This window comes from Cellvibrio sp. UBA7661, from assembly GCA_002483365.1.
Lineage (GTDB): Bacteria > Pseudomonadota > Gammaproteobacteria > Pseudomonadales > Cellvibrionaceae > Cellvibrio.
Genome location: DLHT01000005.1, coordinates 368487 through 386712, shown reverse-complemented (window position 1 = coordinate 386712; position 18226 = coordinate 368487). Strand labels below are relative to the sequence as shown.

The 18226-nt window shown below is 47.3% G+C and carries 16 protein-coding genes; 4 read left to right on the top strand and 12 right to left on the bottom strand.

What is annotated here, in order from left to right; translation table 11 throughout:
• Positions 1 to 28: 28 nt before the first annotated feature.
• The 4 genes from B2739_RS04195 to B2739_RS04180 all read right to left on the bottom strand — a co-directional run bounded on the left by B2739_RS04195 (position 29) and on the right by B2739_RS04180 (position 2660).
• Entirely contained in the window at positions 29 to 322 is a 294-nt protein-coding gene (locus B2739_RS04195) for a DUF2288 domain-containing protein (RefSeq protein ID WP_331344615.1), read from the bottom strand.
• Positions 323 to 401: 79 nt separating this feature from the next.
• Entirely contained in the window at positions 402 to 1304 is a 903-nt protein-coding gene (locus B2739_RS04190; RefSeq protein ID WP_331344625.1) for a hydroxymethylglutaryl-CoA lyase, read from the bottom strand.
• Positions 1305 to 1311: 7 nt separating this feature from the next.
• A complete protein-coding gene (locus B2739_RS04185; protein ID WP_049630689.1) occupies positions 1312 to 1929 on the bottom strand; it encodes a flavin prenyltransferase UbiX in 618 nt (205 codons plus the stop codon).
• A gap of 92 nt (positions 1930 to 2021) precedes the next feature.
• Positions 2022 to 2660, bottom strand: coding sequence for an RpiB/LacA/LacB family sugar-phosphate isomerase (locus B2739_RS04180; protein WP_331344614.1), 639 nt, complete (start codon positions 2658 to 2660; stop codon positions 2022 to 2024).
• A 299-nt stretch (positions 2661 to 2959) separates the two neighbouring features.
• Between B2739_RS04180 and B2739_RS04175 the strand changes: the two genes are divergently transcribed.
• Positions 2960 to 3454: a T6SS effector amidase Tae4 family protein gene (locus B2739_RS04175; protein ID WP_331344613.1), complete on the top strand. Its 495-nt coding sequence runs from the start codon at positions 2960 to 2962 to the stop codon at positions 3452 to 3454.
• Positions 3454 to 3669 carry a hypothetical protein gene (locus B2739_RS04170; RefSeq protein WP_331344612.1) on the top strand — a complete coding sequence of 72 codons (216 nt, stop codon included), beginning with the start codon at positions 3454 to 3456 and terminating at the stop codon, positions 3667 to 3669. Before B2739_RS04175 ends, B2739_RS04170 begins: the two co-directional genes overlap by 1 nt.
• A gap of 52 nt (positions 3670 to 3721) precedes the next feature.
• Here the strand turns inward: B2739_RS04170 and B2739_RS04165 are convergent, their stop codons facing one another.
• Complete coding sequence (locus tag B2739_RS04165) at positions 3722 to 4570, bottom strand: hypothetical protein (RefSeq protein WP_331344611.1); 849 nt, start codon at positions 4568 to 4570, stop codon at positions 3722 to 3724.
• A gap of 30 nt (positions 4571 to 4600) precedes the next feature.
• Positions 4601 to 6007 (bottom strand): UDP-N-acetylmuramate:L-alanyl-gamma-D-glutamyl-meso-diaminopimelate ligase, encoded by a 1407-nt coding sequence (mpl, locus tag B2739_RS04160; protein WP_331344610.1) that lies wholly within the window; start codon positions 6005 to 6007, stop codon positions 4601 to 4603.
• 141 nt (positions 6008 to 6148) lie between these two features.
• Between mpl and B2739_RS04155 the strand changes: the two genes are divergently transcribed.
• Positions 6149 to 7042, top strand: a complete 894-nt coding sequence (locus B2739_RS04155; RefSeq protein WP_331344609.1) for a hypothetical protein — start codon at positions 6149 to 6151, stop codon at positions 7040 to 7042.
• Here B2739_RS04155 and B2739_RS04150 read toward each other — a convergent pair.
• From B2739_RS04150 to B2739_RS04135, 4 genes are all read right to left on the bottom strand, one after another.
• The gene (locus B2739_RS04150; protein ID WP_331344608.1) at positions 7009 to 8787 is read right to left on the bottom strand and encodes a lysophospholipid acyltransferase family protein; all 1779 of its coding nucleotides are present in this window, start codon (positions 8785 to 8787) and stop codon (positions 7009 to 7011) included. The two genes, B2739_RS04155 and B2739_RS04150, sit on opposite strands and share 34 nt — an antisense overlap.
• A gap of 144 nt (positions 8788 to 8931) precedes the next feature.
• Complete coding sequence (locus tag B2739_RS04145) at positions 8932 to 10263, bottom strand: hypothetical protein (RefSeq protein WP_331344607.1); 1332 nt, start codon at positions 10261 to 10263, stop codon at positions 8932 to 8934.
• Entirely contained in the window at positions 10260 to 10994 is a 735-nt protein-coding gene (locus tag B2739_RS04140; protein WP_331344606.1) for an ABC transporter ATP-binding protein, read from the bottom strand. The genes B2739_RS04145 and B2739_RS04140 overlap by 4 nt, the downstream gene beginning before the upstream one ends.
• A gap of 32 nt (positions 10995 to 11026) precedes the next feature.
• Positions 11027 to 12172, bottom strand: a complete 1146-nt coding sequence (locus B2739_RS04135) for a hypothetical protein (RefSeq protein ID WP_331344605.1) — start codon at positions 12170 to 12172, stop codon at positions 11027 to 11029.
• Between the two features lie 354 nt (positions 12173 to 12526).
• On the opposite strand from B2739_RS04135, the gene serB reads away from it, so the two are divergent.
• Complete coding sequence (gene serB / locus B2739_RS04130; protein ID WP_331344604.1) at positions 12527 to 13762, top strand: phosphoserine phosphatase SerB; 1236 nt, start codon at positions 12527 to 12529, stop codon at positions 13760 to 13762.
• Positions 13763 to 13902: 140 nt separating this feature from the next.
• Here the strand turns inward: serB and B2739_RS04125 are convergent, their stop codons facing one another.
• Positions 13903 to 16008, bottom strand: coding sequence for an EAL domain-containing response regulator (locus tag B2739_RS04125; protein ID WP_331344603.1), 2106 nt, complete (start codon positions 16006 to 16008; stop codon positions 13903 to 13905).
• Positions 16009 to 16335: 327 nt separating this feature from the next.
• A complete protein-coding gene (locus B2739_RS04120; RefSeq protein ID WP_331344602.1) occupies positions 16336 to 18186 on the bottom strand; it encodes a hypothetical protein in 1851 nt (616 codons plus the stop codon).
• Between the last annotated feature and the right edge of the window lie 40 nt (positions 18187 to 18226).

The following is an 18226-nucleotide window of genomic DNA, read 5'->3' as shown; positions in this document are numbered from 1 at the left end:
TGCACTTATTATCCGAAACCGCCACGTGTTATTGAATAATGGGTTGTACCAATACCCAAGGTTTTATCACTACTGCCCACACCAGCGCATCCTGTTCGTACCATTGCTGTGCTTGCGTATCTTTTACCGCATCAACCAAGCTTACATCCATCCATTCTTTAATTTGTGTGGCGTTATCTGCAACGATTTGGGCTGCGACGTGAGTTAAATCCAGGCTGGGGTCTACAGCAATGGCATTGCCGCTGGCAAAAAAGCGTTGCAGCTCATGCCAGCGGATTTGTGCAGTTTCCAAATTAATTTGTTGCTCGAGCTCGTTTGTCATTTTTACCTCGATATTTTAATCCCTCCCCAACCCTCTCTTTTCCAAATGCAGGATGTAAATCCCCCTTTGGAAAAGGAGGCTAGAGGGATTTGCTTTTAGCCTTTGCGACTTTTGAATTGGTCGATTTGTTTAATATCGCACTAATCGTGTTGCCTGCATTGATTAATTTATCCAAATCAACTCCGTGTTCAATGCCGAGGCCGTTTAATAAATAAACCAAATCCTCAGTGGCGACATTGCCGGTTGCACCTGCTGCATAGGGGCAGCCACCTAAGCCTGCAACAGAGGAATCGATCACGCTTACGCCCATTTCCAACGCAGCATAAATATTGACGAGTGCCTGACCGTAGGTGTCGTGCATGTGGGCGGCAATTTTGTCGATGGGAATATTGCGCGCGACGGCTTCAATTAATTTTTTTGTCTGCCCCGCTGTACCTACGCCAATAGTATCGCCGAGTGAAATTTCATAGCAACCCAGCGCGAGCAATTCGTTTGCGATGCAGGCAACCTGATTTGCATCAACTTCGCCTGAATAGGGGCAGCCAAGTACGCAGGAAATATAACCGCGCACAGGAATGTGTTGTGCTTTTGCTGTGTTAATCAGCGCTTCAAAACGCGCAATGCTTTCTGCAATAGAGCAGTTAATATTTTTTTGGCTAAAGGCTTCTGATGCCGCTGCAAATATGGCTACTTCATTTGCACCCACCGCAACGGCGCGCTCATAACCTTGTAAGTTCGGAGTGAGTGCTGCGTAAGTTACATGCGGTTTGCGCGCGATACCCGAAAACACCTCGCCGCTATCGGCCATTTGCGGTACCCATTTCGGGTTTACAAAACTACCGGCCTCGATGTAATTCAATCCAGCATCGACAAGATTTTCTATCAGTTGAATTTTGGCTGCAGTGGGAATCGCTTGCTTTTCATTTTGTAAGCCATCGCGCGGGCCAACTTCAACAATGCGGACTTTTTTGGGTAAATTAATCATGATATTAGTCTTCGCCCCAGCGCGGCATTAAATCTTGGGGTACACCGAGCTGATCCAAAATGCGCGCGACAATAAAATCCACCAGCTCTTCAACTGATTGCGGTTGCATATAAAAGCCGGGACTCGCGGGCAATACTACTACACCCATCTGCGTAAGCTTGAGCATGTTTTCCAAATGTATTTCAGAGTAGGGAGTCTCACGCGGCACTACAATTAATTTGCGCCGCTCTTTCAGTGCGACATCTGCTGCGCGTTCAATTAAATTATTGCTGGCACCGTGGGCAATGGCCGATAGGGTGCCGCCACTTGCAGGACAAATCACCATTGAGCTGGGCGAGCTTGAGCCCGATGCCACTGCGGCAAACCAATCGTCTTTGGCGAGCAATTGCAATTGTTCTTCATCGGCATCAAACATATCGCACAGCATTGCCTGCTGGTCTTCCAAATCACGTGGCAAATCCAAATCGGTTTCGGTGCGTATCACCACTTCAGCGGCGCTGGAAATCATCAAAAATACTTTGCAATCTGCTGCGAGCAAACACTGCAGTAAACGCAATCCATACTGTGCACCCGATGCGCCGGTAATTGCGAGAGTCACTGAGCGTGGTTTTAATTGAGTCATGTCATGCGCCTCGGATTGTGGTGGATATGTTTACAGAAAAAGAGAATCCCCCTCGCTCCCCCTTTTACAAAGGGGGAGGTTTGCAGAGGAATTTATTTTCCTAATACGTCGTTCACAAATGCACGGATGCTGTCGTCCTGACAGTTTTCAAAAAAGCACGCCTGGAAGCGCTCGCCAGTGACCGCTGTTTTCACAATTTCCGGATCAATGGCGCGCAGCCCATCCAGATAATTTTTTGCAGTGGCGATTTTAATATTGGTAAGAATTCCCGCATTGCGCACTTGCGATTCACGGCGCTCGGCCGGATAACCTTGTCCGCGCACACCGGTAAATGCTTTTTCAAAAATAGTGCGGATATTCAGTTCAGCACCCCAACCAAAACCCTTGGCAAAGGGCAGTGCTAAAGCATTGCCGTTATTCACCTGCGCAAACAAATAGGCATCGGTAGGTTCTATGCAGTAACCGCAGAATACACCCGGGTGAGCATTGAGCGACATCATCGCCCCTTGGCCAGTACCGCAGCCACTCACCACAAAATCAACGGCTTTGGAATTAAGCAGCAAACTGGCCATTACGCCCAAATGAATGTAAGTCAGGTAATGGTCATTGTCATCGCACATACCCACGTTAAATACGCTGTGGTTTTGTACGGCCGCAACCTCATTCAACTGTTGCAACACAATCGCGTTTTTAGCGGCTTGGCTGAATTCGTTCATTAATGCAATTTTCATGGCAAAAGCTCTCTGTTAAAAATAAACAACGGGTTTTAAATCAGGCTCTTTGGCGCTGTTGCTGGTAATGACCGATCTTTTTGCAGAAGTGTTAATGATATAGGGGGATGAGCGGTAATTGAAGGGAGTGGGTGGTTTTTGTGTAATGTGCAGGTTTTACAGCTCAAGCTGTACGATTCTCACAGCAGTTCTAGCTTGATTACATAAATATGATGCAGTTTGAGAACTCTGGTAGTTTCAAGCTATAAAATCACCAAGCAGTTTCATTGTCTTCACTCTGACATATAAAAGGAAATCTTATGTCTTTCTTTGCAATTCTTCGTTCTAATTACCCGTCTAGCTTTCCTTGCGATGCAAAAAATGACAAGGATGAACTTCTTTTTAAAAACCAGTGCGCCATAAAACTAAGCTATGCAATGAAAAAATCTGGTATCAGTTTTAGCAGTTTTTCATCAGCACGAAAATGCTGGGTTCATAAAGATCAGGATCATGTTCTTGCTGCTAAAGAACTTGCTGATTGGTTAGATGGTGGGGCAGTTCTCAAAATCAAAAAGTCTATCAATATAACGGGTGATAATTGGCGCAATAAAATTTCAGATAAAAAAGGCGTTATTTGTTTTGAGGATTATTATGCTGCCACTGGCGGGGCGGGTGGCGATCATATAGATATTTGGGATGGACACGGATTGACTGGATTGGGATCTTGGCTAAGAGTGAGGTTCAACATTGTTGTTCCCGGCTTCTGGTCTGATTTTCGAAAAGCCAAAAAAATTCGCTTTTTTGAGGTGGTGTGATGCGTAAAACCGCATTGTTTATTATCGGATTTTGCGTTGGCATGAGTGTTTGCTTGCTGCTGATGTTGGCGCTGGGTATGTTGTTAAACCAATTCTCTATTCAACTGTATGCTTCAGAAGCTGACCAGCAACGGAATTTTAATCTATTTTTAATTGCGGGTTTTATTTTTGGCTTTGTAGGTGGACTTTTTACTTTAAAGCGTTTTTCTCGTTAATGATATTGCCTAAAAGTTATTAGGCTAAGGTATACAGCTGGTTTTCTATTGGTCATGATAGAACTGCTTGAAGTCTTGATATGAGTTCTTTTTCATTTTCTATATCCATTACGCCTGCTTGTCTGCTGTTCATAACTACTTCATGTATTCTGCCAAACCAGTATTTTTTAATTTGCGCTACATGACAAACCTTGAGTAAGTCTTCGGAAATATTAATAATTCGCTCTAATGTGTTTGACACATTAAAAATTCTAAGCCAAATAATCGACATAAATTCTTCTTGTGGCGTTTCGACAGCTCTGGATGGGTCATGATTAATATATGCGTCATGCAATGTTTCGGCTATTTCATCAGTGGTTGCATATTCTGCAATTTCGGCCAAAGATTTGTGTCCATAAATGCGGTATAGCCCAGATGTCTTATCATCTTCGCTCTCACCAAATGTCTCATTAAATAATTTTTCATGTTGGTTAAGTTCTCTTAATAATAGCTCGGTCAATTGCAGTCTGGCACTTTCATCTCGATTTTGTGTTAATTGGCCTGACAGTGCTTCACTTGATTTTTTTAATTCATCTCTTGTAAGTGAAAGCTCTCTCCGCTGAATAAACACTGACCAGAGTAAAAGACAAACAGTCGCAAACCCAAAAATTGGATTCAATGTCCCTCCCAAGAAATCCCCAAGTTGGCCAAGTCGCTCTTGATCAAACATAGGTTGTAATGGCGGGGCGAAATATGTGGTGATATTTATGAAAATAAAGCACGCGGCGCATATCGCTAGAATTGCAATAGCTATTGCTAGTGTATATTTCAATCCATAACCTAACTTTCCAAGCAATGTAGTTTCTTTTTCCTTCATATCATTTCCAGTTATGTATTGAATTGTTCTGTGGGTATCGCTCACGCTCCACCCACCCTACGAATTGAAATTTAATTACAATGCATGCTTCGTCAACTGTTCAATCAACTTCTGATGCACCTCGCCAAATCCGCCATTACTCATAATCACAATATGCGTATTGGCTTCGCTGAGTGAAATCGCGCAGTGAATTAATTCGTCCAAATCGCGCAAGAGTTTTGCAGGGACGGGGCTTTTGTTGACGACTTCATCCATTGCCCAATCTACGTTTGCTGGTTGATACCACAGAACATCGTCCGCATCGGTTACGCTTTGGTTGAGTGCGTTTTTATGTACACCCATGCGCATGGTGTTGGAGCGGGGTTCGATGATGGCGATAATTTTTTGGTCGCCGACTTTTGCGCGTAAACCGGCGAGGGTGGTTTTAATTGCGGTGGGGTGATGGGCAAAGTCGTCGTAGACCTTAATGCTGTGCACATCGGCCAAACATTCCATGCGCCGTTTAACACCGGCAAATTGCTCAAGTGCTTTTGCGCCGTGTTCCGGTGTTACACCAACATGGCGTGCGGCAATTATTGCGGCGAGTCCGTTATTGACATTGTGGATGCCGGTTTGTGCCCAATGTACTTGCGCAACCTCTTCACCATTATGCAATACAGCGAATGATGAACCGTCTGCTGCCAATAACTTTGCTTGCCATTCGGCAGTATTTTCTTGCTCACTTTTTTCGTTATCAATCACCGCAAATTGCTGTTGCGGTGTCCAGCAGCCTTGTTGGATAACTTCAGCGAGTGCTTTGTCATTGACCGGTGAAATTAATAAACCATTGTTGGGGACGGTGCGTACCAAATGATGAAATTGTTTTTGGATAGCGGCGAGGTCGGGGAAAATATCGGCATGATCAAATTCGAGATTATTTAAAATCACTGTGCGCGCATTGTAGTGAACAAATTTGGAGCGCTTGTCAAAAAAGGCGCTGTCGTATTCATCGGCTTCCACTACAAAAAACGGCGTGCCGCCCAAGCGTGCAGAGGTGGGGAAATTTTTGGTTACGCCGCCAATCAAATAACCCGGTTCCATACCGGCGTATTGCAAAATCCACGCGAGCATTGAAGAGGTTGTGGTTTTGCCGTGCGTGCCTGCAACCGCCAATACCCATTTGCCTTGCAACACATGGTCGCGCAGCCACTGCGGGCCAGAAGTGTAGGGGATGCCTTTATCAAGAACATATTCCACGCTCGGGTTACCGCGGCTCATGGCGTTGCCGATGATGACCAAATCCGGCGGTGTGGACATATGGGGTGGCTGTAAATAGGCAGGGTCAAACCCTTGTATCAACTCAATACCTGCCTGCTCAAGTTGTGTACTCATGGGGGGGTAAACATTGGCATCGCTGCCGGTGACGCGGTGGCCAAGTTCTTTGGCGAGTTGTGCAAGGCTGCCCATAAAGGTGCCGCAAATACCGAGAATATGGATATGCATAAGTTGCTCTGTCTTTTTAGGGAAATGTTCCGGTGATTGGCACGGATTAACCTATACTTTCCTGACGATTGCAACTCTTGATAATAATGAACAGTGTGAAGGCGATATTGCATCACCACTGTCAATACTGCGGATCATGTTATGAAATCCTGGCTTGTCGGAATTTGCGGGCTGCTCTTGCTGTTGCCACTAACGCTTTCAGCTGAAGAGCTGACCGAATTGCGTATTTCCAGACCGCATACAGTTGATGGCCCTGCCTATCTTTATTTTTCCGGGCTGCTACAAAAAGCGTTGCACAAAGCGGCGAATGGTCGCGCAGTACCGCCATTAGTCAAAACTATTGAGATGGCAGAAGAACGCATGGTGCGCGAGCTTAGGGCCGGGCGCATTGATATTCTTTGGTTGGGCGGCAGCAAGGAGCGTGCACGCGATTTGCTGGTAGTGCCTATCCCGCTTGAGCGCGGTTTGCTGGGATATCGCCAGTTTATCATTCGCAAATCACGTATGGCCGAATTTGATGCGATCAACACGCTTGCTGATCTGCGCAAATTTAAAGCGTGCCAGGGTGCGCAGTGGAGCGATACTGAAATAATGCGCGCGGCCAAGCTACCCTTAGTCACCAGCGTCAATTACGAAAGTTTATTTAAATTGTTGGTGGCGGGGCGCTGTGATTATTATCCGCGCGGTTTTCATCAGGGGAAAATTGAGTTGGCCAATCGCGCCGATATTTATCCAGAGCTAATGGTGTATGAACCCTTAATGCTGCATTACCCATTCGCCGCGTATTTTTATGTGCATCCGCGCAATAAAACGTTGGCGCAATGGTTAAAGGATGGTTTGGAAAAAATGATTGATGATGGCGAATTGTTGGCCTATATGCAGCAGCATGAACATACTCGCCGCGCTTTTCCACTGCAGGCAACAGTGGTCAAGCGCTTGCTGGTCGTGCCTAATCATTACCTGCCCGATTTTGCCGATGAAAAAAATGTACGCTATTGGTTTCAGCCGAGTGATTTTTCAGTGGCTTTTGATTGATCCGGTGCAGAAAAATAGCGCGCGCGTTTGGCGGCTTTCATGCAACTTAAATCGCCCATAAACAAGCCATCTACACAGTTGCCAAATTCAGAATCCACACTGAAGCCGAGCAAATGGTAGCCGCCTTCTTCATATAAGCCTGCGTATTGCTTAAATAGCACGGGAATTTTGCAGTCGTGCTTTTTAAATTCCTCTTGCAGAACATCAAAACCTTGTTCGCTGTCTAACTTGGCAAAGCGGTTTTGCAATTCAATTAGCATATCTTCTTCTATTTCGTGCGGGTGTTTGCCTTCCGCGAGACTCTCATCATTGATGTTTTTTACTGAGTAGTAGCGCTCGTAATAAAACACCAATAAATCGCGCAACACTTTTGGATAGTGTGCACTCATGCTGACCGGGCCAAATACAAAACGAACTTGTGGGTGGTGCGATAAATAAGCGCCCAATCCTTGCCATAAATAATCAAGACTGGCTTTGCCCCAATAATCCGGGTGTACAAAACTGCGTCCTAATTCCAACCCCTGTTCCAGATAAGGTGTGAGCGACGGATTAAAATCAAATAACTCGGCCGTGTAGAGCGCATTGGCACCTTTCTTTTTGATGAGTTTGTGCGCTTCACCTAAACGGTATGCGCCGGCAATGCACAGTTTTTCTTCGTCCCACAATACCAGGTGGCGATAGTAGTGGTCGTATTTATCCAGATCGCGGCGGCTGCCTGTGCCTTCACCAACCAAGCGGAATGTTTGCTCGCGCAAGCGGCCAATTTCGCGCAGCACAACAGGGTGCTGGTTATAATCGCACAAATAAATCACATGGTTGTCGCGTGTGTTACCAATCACTTGCGCTGTCTTTAATTCTTTTTTCAGTGCTGCACGGTCTTCCGGATGGGCGATGGTTTTTTCCGTCACAAACACAGGCGTACGATTTTTTTTGGAGGCGTTGCCTTTACCGATTTTATAAACGTGTTTCTTCAGGCGTTTGATTAACGCTTTATCAGCGAGCTGGTCAGATTCAAGCGCGTGGTATGGAATTAACTCGCCTACACGGAATTTAATTTCTGCCGAGCGCTTGTTGAACATTTCGTGGGCGAGCAGGGCTGTCGCCAGCGGTTTAAAAATCATAGAGGCGCTGTAAAACAGCATGGAATTTTTGGCAGAGACAAATATCGGCAACAGTGGTGCTTTGGTTTTGCGCGCAAAATGCAGAAATCCTGCCTGCCATTTGCCATCTTTAATACCGGTAGGGCTCGCGCGCGATACTTCCCCCGCAGGAAAAATAATAATCGCTTCGTCGTTATTGAGTGCTTGCAGGATGTTTTTGTAACTTTGTTTGTAAGCGGCGCGGGTCATATTATCGAGCGGCAACAACAAGTCGTGCAGCGGCTCAAACGCCATGAGCATATCGTTTGCGATGATTTTGACATCCTTGCGCACTTCGCTTACCAAGCGCACCAAGGCCAAACCATCGAGAGAACCAATTGGGTGGTTAGCGATAATAATCACCCGCCCTTGTGCAGGAATATTATTGCGCTCGCGTTGGGAAATGCTGTAACTGAAATTAAAGTACTCAAAAATCCGGTCAATAAAATCAATACCGCGATTACCTTCGTGCTCGCGCAAGAATGCATTGATTTCTTTCTCGTGAGTGAGCTTGCGCAAAATGCTGAGCGTTGAGTTGCGCACAATGGGCGATTGCTGGGTAAACCCGGGAAATTTGGTAGTGATGGATTGTTCGATATTAAGCATGGCAGTCACAACCTTGCGATGGGGGATACTGCAAGGCTATGACTAATCGGTGACGGTTATGTGATGGAAATGTTGCAGGTGTGTGACAGTGAGTGCGCGAGATTATCGTCATTCCCGCTGGCGGGAATCCAGCTTTTGACTTTATTAATATCTTTCTTTAAGACCTATAGATCCCCACCAGCGGTAAAGAAGGCTCCCTGCATAAAACAGAAATAGGGTAGCGACACCCCACCACAGTATTGTGGGTTGTTGATGGACATGGGCTGAAGCAATAAAACCAATCACTATTCCAATAAACATCAGCAGCATATAAAACTCTGCTCGCTGACTCAGTTGGTGTTTTAGCGTGAGAATAATGTGCTCAAGCAGGAGTATCATGATCCATAGGAGCATGGCGACTCCCAATAGCCATACAGCAGTTGATGGAAAAATGACGACGGCAGGAATGCACCATAATCCAAAACACAGCGCCATCACCCATCGCTCCCTAGCCAATACTTTTTGCGCAACGGTGTTGATCTGTTGGCGGTTGCCACCCGCCCTTAACCAAATAAACCGTTTTCTGGTTCCAACGCTAAAGGCAAAGTGAATCTGTAGCAATGCCCCCATTATCAAGCCCATGAGGATGAATAAAGGATTTTGGAAGAGTTGTTCTGCGGAATATTTTTCGGTTAGTAGCGCTGTGCAAGCTAATGCGACGGGGAGCAAAAAAACAGTAAAAAGCGCGCGAATAAAACGGGAACTATTACCGTCGGATATGCCCAGTAAAATACTGCCGATGGCAGTTACACCGCGCTCTTGAAAACTACCATTCAAACCGGGTAGATATTTTGTTAAAGAGATTGCTTTTTTGTTGTAGAAATTCGGATTGTTAATGTTGAGCATGAAATACATAAAGCAAAACAGGCTCGTAATAGAAACACCAATCACGGTGTACAAAAATAGTCGCAGTGATACTTCTCCCAATGTGGGGATATTAATAGTGCCGACAATTAATAATAACCAAGCGGGATAACGCAAATATCCCGGTAAGAAACCGAATAGGCTAATGATAATCACCGTGGCTGAGAGTGATAAACTGAGTAGACCTGTTGGGATATTTCCAAGTGATGGTAGTAATGTTGGATTTTGATTATCCAGTAGCGTTATTCCAATGAGCGTAAATAAAGAAAGTGAAATTAACGCGAGCAAGTAGCTAATGATGAGATGTTTTCTAAAGTGTGGGATTAGTGCGTGCCGTCTAAAACTGGCAAGCTGGCGAAAGTGAGGGCCTGCAAATAGTAGTGTGAATCCTGCTACAAAAGCAGTGCCTGCCATGGTAAATAATTCTGCATGGTGAGTTCCGGACTGCATGTATCCTAACGCCATGAGCAAAAGCCCAATAGCAACTAGTCCTTTTTGCCCTGGCACCACATTAAAAAAGCCTTTGTACAGTACCCAACACGAAAGCCAAGTAGAAATTGCACGCATTTTCATGCTTGCATCGCCTTGCGATATACCTGCTCTAAACTGGCGGTGTCCGGCAAACCAAATGCTTGTGCGGCTTTTTCAACAGGGCCTTGCCATTGCACTTTACCGCCTTTTAATAACCACAGTGTGTTAATAAAACCTTCCAGGTCGGCCACTATATGCGACGAAATAATCAGTGCACGATGCTGAACTGATACATGTTTGATGAGCTGTTGTAAAAATAACGAACGGGCAATGGGGTCAAGGCTGGCGACAGGTTCGTCCAACACAATTAATTCTGGCGATATCGCCAATGCATGGACAATGGATAATTTTTGTTTTTGCCCACCGGATAATTGGTTTATTTTTTTATTTTGTTCGATTCCCCAGCTAGCCAACAGTTGGGCTGTTAATTCATGATCCCATTGCGGGTAAAAGGAGCTGTATAAAGTTATCGAGTCTTTAACCGACATGTTCTCCGGAAAATCATCTTGCTGGGGCACATAGGCTATTTTGTGTTTTTCTGTTGCCGACAATTGAACAGCATCGACACCCCATAATTTCACCGAGCCGGAGGTCGCTTCGCTGAAACCCAGCATGGTTTCCATCAGTGTCGTTTTTCCGGAGCCGTTGTGGCCCAAAATACCAATCACTTGCCCCGGATAAACGTTCAGGTTTATGTCGTTCAGAACAACTTGCTGCGTTTTACGCACTAATAAATGTTCAATTTTTACTGTAGGGCAAAGTGCGTTATTCATTGGTCATCCTTCACAGCGTATGCCCCTGTGTTTTATATTCCCGCCGCCGCATTCACCAGCTGCTCTTCTTGCTTGGCAAGAAGCGAAGCATAAGGTGCTTTTAAACCGATTAATTTGCCGCTGTCGTTGACGATGTCCAAGTGCTCTTGCAGATCGTTATCAATCAAACGCTGGCTAATTAAAATTTCGCCTTTGTCGGGTTTTAAATGATTGTTGTGCTGCACCACAAAATCTTTCAGCAGTGATTTATTTGAGCTGATGGGGGCAGACAATTCATGCACGGCGGCAGCTAAATGCAAACGTGGGCTGGGGTTTTTGGTAGTGAGGTTTTGCAATAATTGCGCAGCGCACACCGCGCGGAAACTGCATTCGTAAAATGCTTCGCCGGTGAAATCGATAATCAGGGTTTCGCCCGATAACATTTGCCGCTGGCCGCTGTATAAGTTGAGTACGCCCTGCAATTGTTTTTCAAAACGACGCAAAACATTGGCGAAGCTTTCACTGTTTAATTGTTGGTACAACTTGCCCATATTCACAATATCCAGACTCAAGCGTACAGAAACTTCCTTGGGCAATTCGGGCTCTGGTTCGGGGGCTTCGGCAATGGTGGGCATTTTTTCTACCACTGCGGTTACTATCTCGCTGGTGGTGGGTAATTTATCTTTTAACTGCGACCACCACTGGCGTTGGATTGACCACCAAATCACGAGTAGCGATGAAAATATCGCGGCCATCCACAACATAAAAAAGCGGTAATCGCGCTCACTGAAGCGCGGTACATCCAGCGTTACTTCCAGATAACCGGCAACGTTATTGTGCAGCGCAATCGGCGCAGAAAAATCGTAGCGGCGACCTTTAATTACCTGATTGGGTTTGAAACCATTTTGTACCAGCAATTTATTTTCCACGCTGTGGATAGTCGTGCCGATCACATTAGGGTATTGCCCCACTTCCAGCAGAATTGCCTGCAAGCTGACCAGATCCTGTTGCAGGGTCGCATTAACGGCCTGACGTGCAGCGCTGTTGGCCAGTACCTGACCATAGTGTTCGATTTGTTCGCGCTGGTTTTGCTCGCTGTTGTGAAGATAAGCCCAAGCGCCAAATGCGCCCAATGCGATAAGCAGCAGGCTGCAGAGTGTCAGCTGCGGATAAGTGCGGTAGGTTTTGATCAATGCCATTGTTTGTTAGATCCGTGCCCTTGTTGTGCGTTCATGATGTAACCCCAGTTCCTGCCAGAGTCAGTCGTTGCAATCCGCTGCAGTTGTGGTTGCTGGCGGTTGTCGTGTGGAATTGCATTCTAGCCTAAGTTCTTTGGTGGCGCTAAGCCGCGCTTGGTCGCCATCCAACCCGTGTGAGTGTTAAGAATCAGCCATGAGAAGCTGCTGTGGACAGCCGTTAATTCCGCTAGAATGCGCGTCTTTGCGCAAACGCACCCATATTCTATCTGGCTCAGCCCCGTTTTGCTGGCTTAGTCCTATTTTGTTGGCTTAGTCCCATTTTGATCCGGTTATGTCCGGTCATGAGAGAAAACTGTGAACGAACTTTTATTGATTAACGCCTCAGGTCAGGATCAACCCGGCGTTACCCTTGCCATCACCCATGTGTTGTCCCGTTGCGGCGCGCGCGTACTCGATATTGGACAAGCGGTGATCCACGATACCCTCGCGCTTGGCATTTTGGTTGAACTGCGCATAGAGGCCGATGCGCGCGCGCAATTGCTGGAGCAAATCCAACAGGCGACCCAGCCATTGGGTATTCAAGTGCGTTTCCAAACTGTTACGGCTGAAAGCTACGAACACTGGACAGAACAGCAAGGCAAGACTCGCCACATCGTGACCCTTCTGGCGCGCCAGATAGATGCCGACATGATTGCCGAACTGACTTCTATCACCTCCAAGCATGGGTTGAATATCGACAGCATAAGCCGTTTGTCTGGCCGCGTGTCACTTGCGGAATTGGATGCGGGCGACGAACACAAAGGCAGTGCGTGCGTTGAATTTTCGGTGCGCGGTGCGCCAGCGGATTTAGTTGCCTTGCGCGCTGATTTTATGGAGCTGTCCGCGCGTTTGAATATCGATGTCGCTTTCCAGCGCGATACGGTGTATCGCCGCAACCGCCGCTTGGTGTGTTTCGATATGGATTCCACCTTGATTGAAGCCGAAGTAATTGATGAGCTGGCCAAAGCTGCCGGTGTGGGCGATCAGGTCTCGGAAATTACCGAACTGGCGATGCGCGGTGAATTGGATTTCAAACAAAGTTTTGCGCGGCGCATGGCGTTGCTTAAAGGTTTGGATGAATCGGTGTTGGAAGGTATTGCGGCGCAATTGTGTATCACCGAAGGCGCAGAGAAATTAATTTCATCGCTCAAGAAACTTGGTTACAAGACGGCGATTTTGTCAGGCGGATTTAATTATTTTGGCCGCTATCTGCAAACCAAACTCGGTATTGATTATGTCTATGCCAATGAGTTGGATATTGTCGATGGCAAGGTCACTGGCGAAGTAAAAGGCATTGTTGTCGATGGCCAGCGCAAAGCAGAGTTATTGGCGATGTTGGCAAAACAGGAAGGCATTACGTTAGAGCAAGTCATCGCCGTGGGCGATGGTGCCAACGATTTGCCGATGTTGAGCGTCGCTGGTTTGGGCGTCGCCTTTCGTGCAAAACCCTTGGTGAAAGCATCGGCCGAACATGCAATCTCTAATTTGGGCTTGGATGCGATTTTGTATCTGTTAGGTTTCCGCGAGCGCGACAGTGTGTTGTCTAATTAATTTAAAACGCACGCCAATTAAAAAGCCGTATTGGATGTCCAATACGGCTTTTGTTTTTTTGGATGTAATGATTTCAGTTTTGCTTGCTAAGACATTAGGTTACTGTCTATTAAAACCTTAGATGTCTGTCCATTAATGCCTTAGGTTTCCATATTGAAATCGTAATTCATACCATGGCTTGGCTCTTGCAAATAATGCCCCTGAATATAATGCGCACCGGCTTGCCATAAGGTGGAAAGTACACTGGCATTTTCCACAAAGGGAACAAGGGTGATTTTGCTTTCACCGTTCAATTTTTCAATAAGCTGGATCAGTGTTTCCGGGCTTTCATTATTGTTTTGGATATCGGTAGTGAAAGAGCCATCAATTTTAATCATGTTGGCGGGAACGTGGGTCAGCGTATTGAACGGATTAAGTGAGCAGCCAAAGTTGCTGATCGCAAAATGCGTTTTCATTTTCTCCAATCCCTCTGCAAAGTGCTTGGCTGCATTCAGGTGATTAGTGACATCAATTTCCTGGGCCTGGAACACTATTGAATCGGCGCTGAGTTTTGCGGCTTTGAAGGCAACACCTAACCAGGGCACGAGTGATTCATCGCACAGCGACTGGCGGCCAATGTTGACAATCAACTTGGTTTTGTTGCCTTTGGCGCGATGCTGCGACAACATTTTTATCGATTCCAAAATCACCCAGCGGTCGATCTTGGTGGCGGCGCTCATATTGGCCGCGGCTTCCAAAAAGTGGTTGGGTGAAATTTCGTTGCCGTTTTCATCCACCATGCGCAAATAGACTTCGTAATATTCTTCGTCAGAACCGCGCAAGCTGATAATGGGTTGGAACAATAAACGGAAGCGGTCATTGTCCAGCGCATGTTGGATGGCGCTGGTGATATCAACTTTCAGATCGATTTTGGGGGCATCCGGCTCGAACAATTGTGCACTGTTGCCTTCTGTGCTGAGCACCTTTTCCATCGCAGCGCGCGCTTGTTCGATCACTGTGTTAGTGCTGGTGGTATTTTCGTTAATCAGTGAAATACCAATGCTGCAGGTGATCTGCAGGGTTTTGTGATCGATATCGATGATATGCGCTTCCAGATCTTTGCAAATCTGCTGTGCGCGGTTGACCGCTGCATCAGCTTTTACATTGGGCGCGATAATGGCGAAGGTGGAATCGCCCAAGCGGGCAATAGTATCGCTGGTATTTACTTTGGCGCGTAAGAGCGTCGCTATATCAATCAATGCCAAATCGGCACCGGCAACACCAAAGGTATTTTTCACACGCTCGCTGAAATTATCCAACTCAATATAAAACAAACAGTAATAGTGCTTTTCATCAACGGTATCGATGATGTGGTCAAGCTGGTTGATCAGATACTGGCGGTTGTAAACGCCGGTGACCAAATCCTGCCATTTAATTTGTTTGAGCTGCGCTTCCAGTTCTTCGTTGTTGGGGTTGGCGATGATCGTTGCGGCGGCGCGCGCAAGGAATTGTATGCACGGCTCTTCATCATAGGTGACCAGCGACACTTCCAGATCAATGTGGGTTTCTTCGCCCTCCTGGGTGATGCCGGTAAAACTCAGCGAACTGGATTCTGCTTCTTCGCCTTTGAAGGTGAAATCTTTCAAAAAGTTTTTCAGGCGCACCTGATCGCTTTTGGCCACCATGTCCATGATCGGCATGGCTTCAATATCATCCCTGTCTTCATAGCCAAACAGCTCGGCAAAGGATTCGTTGGCGTAGAGATAAAGTCCGTCCTGAATAAACGCGATGGCATCGCGTGAGCTATCGAGCAATTGCTGGCTGCGGCGCTCTGCCTCGCGAAAGCGACGGTCAGTGTTGCGGCGCGCCTGACGCTGTTCACGGTTAGCCAGCTCGCGGTCAATCACCAGCAGCAAATGCTGGTCATCGTCCAGATTAATCACATCGGTTGCGCCCATGCGCAGACCTTCTACAACAGCAAAAGGGCTTTCGTCTTCATCTTCTTCATAGAGAAGGATAACGGGGACATCTTTATTCAGGCGGCGGATTTGCTTGATAGCGGTTTGGGGTGTTGGCGCAGTGGTGTTGTTATGGCCAATTAACAAATCCCAGCTTTGTTCTTGCAGGAGTTTTACCAGTGCCTCTTCGCTTTCGACATGTTGTGCGCGGCAAGGGTGGCCGGACGCATGCAACATACTAATCAGCCGCTCGGCCTCCGAGCGCTGGTTGTTGAGAATCAAAAGGCGGATTGTTTCGGTGGTGGTCATATATCTTCTAATTGGCTAAGGCGATAGTCTGCGCTTGGTGTTTTTGACTATAGCGCGTTTTTTTGCATATGAGTCCGTTTACACAGGGTTTGGAGTGGGTTTACATCAACTTTTTAGTCAATTTATGTGCTGATGAGACCCCAAAACCTGCCAGTAATCCAAAAGAGCCAGCCTTGCGTCGCCAACTGCTTGCGTTGGCGTGGCGGTTTGATCAACAGAGCCGGATGCGGGTTATATTACTGAATCCCAAGGTTCACTCAACTTGTCATACCATTTATGCGATCTGGTCGAGGGTTTTGTGCCCTGGTTCACAAGTAGCTGCCTAAATTACTCCCAGACTGAATCAAAATCGTCCTTGCTGGATTTGGTTTCAGGTTTGGCAGTTGCCAACTCACGGAAGCCAAACTGGCTGAAAGAACCAGTGGCAAATAGCCGTTGGGTTAATTGGATGGATTTATCGCCCTCGTAACTGACCCCCGGTTGTGCTTGTGCATAAAGCCGCGCTTTGCTGTATTCATGGAATGAGATGGCATTAGTAATCAGGCTGGGGGGCTGGTTGATGGCGCGCAGCTCAGGAATTTGTAATGCGCGCAAATACTCTGCAAACCCCCCGGTCTTGTGTACAACGGCCAAGCCCACGGGCAGCGCCTGTGGTGCAAGTACCTGAATACCCAACTGCGTTGCGCCCTTGATTTGATGTGCCCAGCGCACCACGCCGATAGACCATTTGTTGCGCCCGTATTCACGCAGCCCGAGCAGTTCTCCGGCGCGTACCTGTACTGGTATTTCGTTGCGCCATTCCAGGCCGTAGCCACCTGCGCTGCGATCCATCAGCGGCACCGTGTAAATCGGATGCTGCCCCTGATAGCTCTCAACCTCCCGGGATTTGATCTTCTTTTCAATGTTGAATGTGGGCAAGACGCGGCCATCCAGTGCGGTACCGGTAATATCAAAGGCATCGCCCCAGGGGTCATCTTCTTTTTTGGTTTTATCGGGTTTGAGTTGGACGCCGCGCTTTTGGTAGAGCGCGCCTTTTTCCGGTATGCCGCTAATTGCCGAGCTTTGGTTGAGGAAAATATTGAAGGGCTGCTCGCCCGCCAAATAAAAATGAATATTGGTCAGGCCGACGGTCACTTCAATTTCGGCGCTGACATCCTGCCGCTCAAAGCTGCGCAGTGCCAAATGGCTCCAGACTTGTGCCAGATGTTTGGTCAGCGCTGCCGAGAGGTTTAGATGATTGTGCTGCCCGGTATGGCTATCAGCAGGCTCTGTGCCGACCTTTTGTTGGTCTTGCAGTTTGCTGACCAGATGGCTGGTGCGGATTTCACCCGGTTGTTGTGCGCCGGGGTTACTGGCCGGACGCCAGTGGGATTTATAAAAAGGCGGACGATTGCTGTCGGTCAACACCACAAACAGGTTTTCCTTGCCCGCTGCATCGTAGTCAACCAGTTCCGCAAAGGGCGCTAATTGTTCCAGCAGATTATAGGTGTTTTCGATCTCATCCTGACGCAACTGGTTGGGGCGGGCAGTGGCCAATAACAAGCTGCGTAAATACACCACATGGATGGTTTTCAGCCCCTGGTGATGTGGCAACCGGTCTTCCACCGGAAGCTGTTCAACACCCAGCAAACAGGCAAGTTGATATAAGGCATGTAGCTCGGACCACAGCTGACTGGCAATGGGCAAATAGAGTTGGTAAGAGCGCAACATTAACAAGCCGATGGCCGTCATCGCCCTATGGATAACCAGTGCCTGTAATTCCTGCTTGTCTTTTAGAGCGGGGGCGCTGCACAGCTCGCGCACCAGCATCAGGTAGCCGTTCAGAAAGTGCTTTTGGATCGCCTGGGCAACCGTAGCCGTTTTCATTGCCGCTTCTGGCAGTATCAAGGGTTGATTCAAATACTTGAGTGCGAGGCCATTGAGTGTTTGGTGGATTGGCACCCGCAACAACTCAAGGATCGCCAGGCGTTGCTCACTGCCCATACGCACGCGGCTGACTTCATGTATCGCCCCATAGAGTGCGCCGCTGACTTGTTGCGCCTGGGTCAGGGGTAAGGTTTGCAGCCAGGCTTTTACATGAGACTCTTTATTTCCGCCACAAAAACCCAGCTGTGCCAGATCCTGATTGGGCACGATCAGTCGTTTGAGTAGTTGTTCAATGTGTGGGTCGATGCTCATTCAGGCGTCACTTGCGTAATCGATGGTTATAACTATGTCT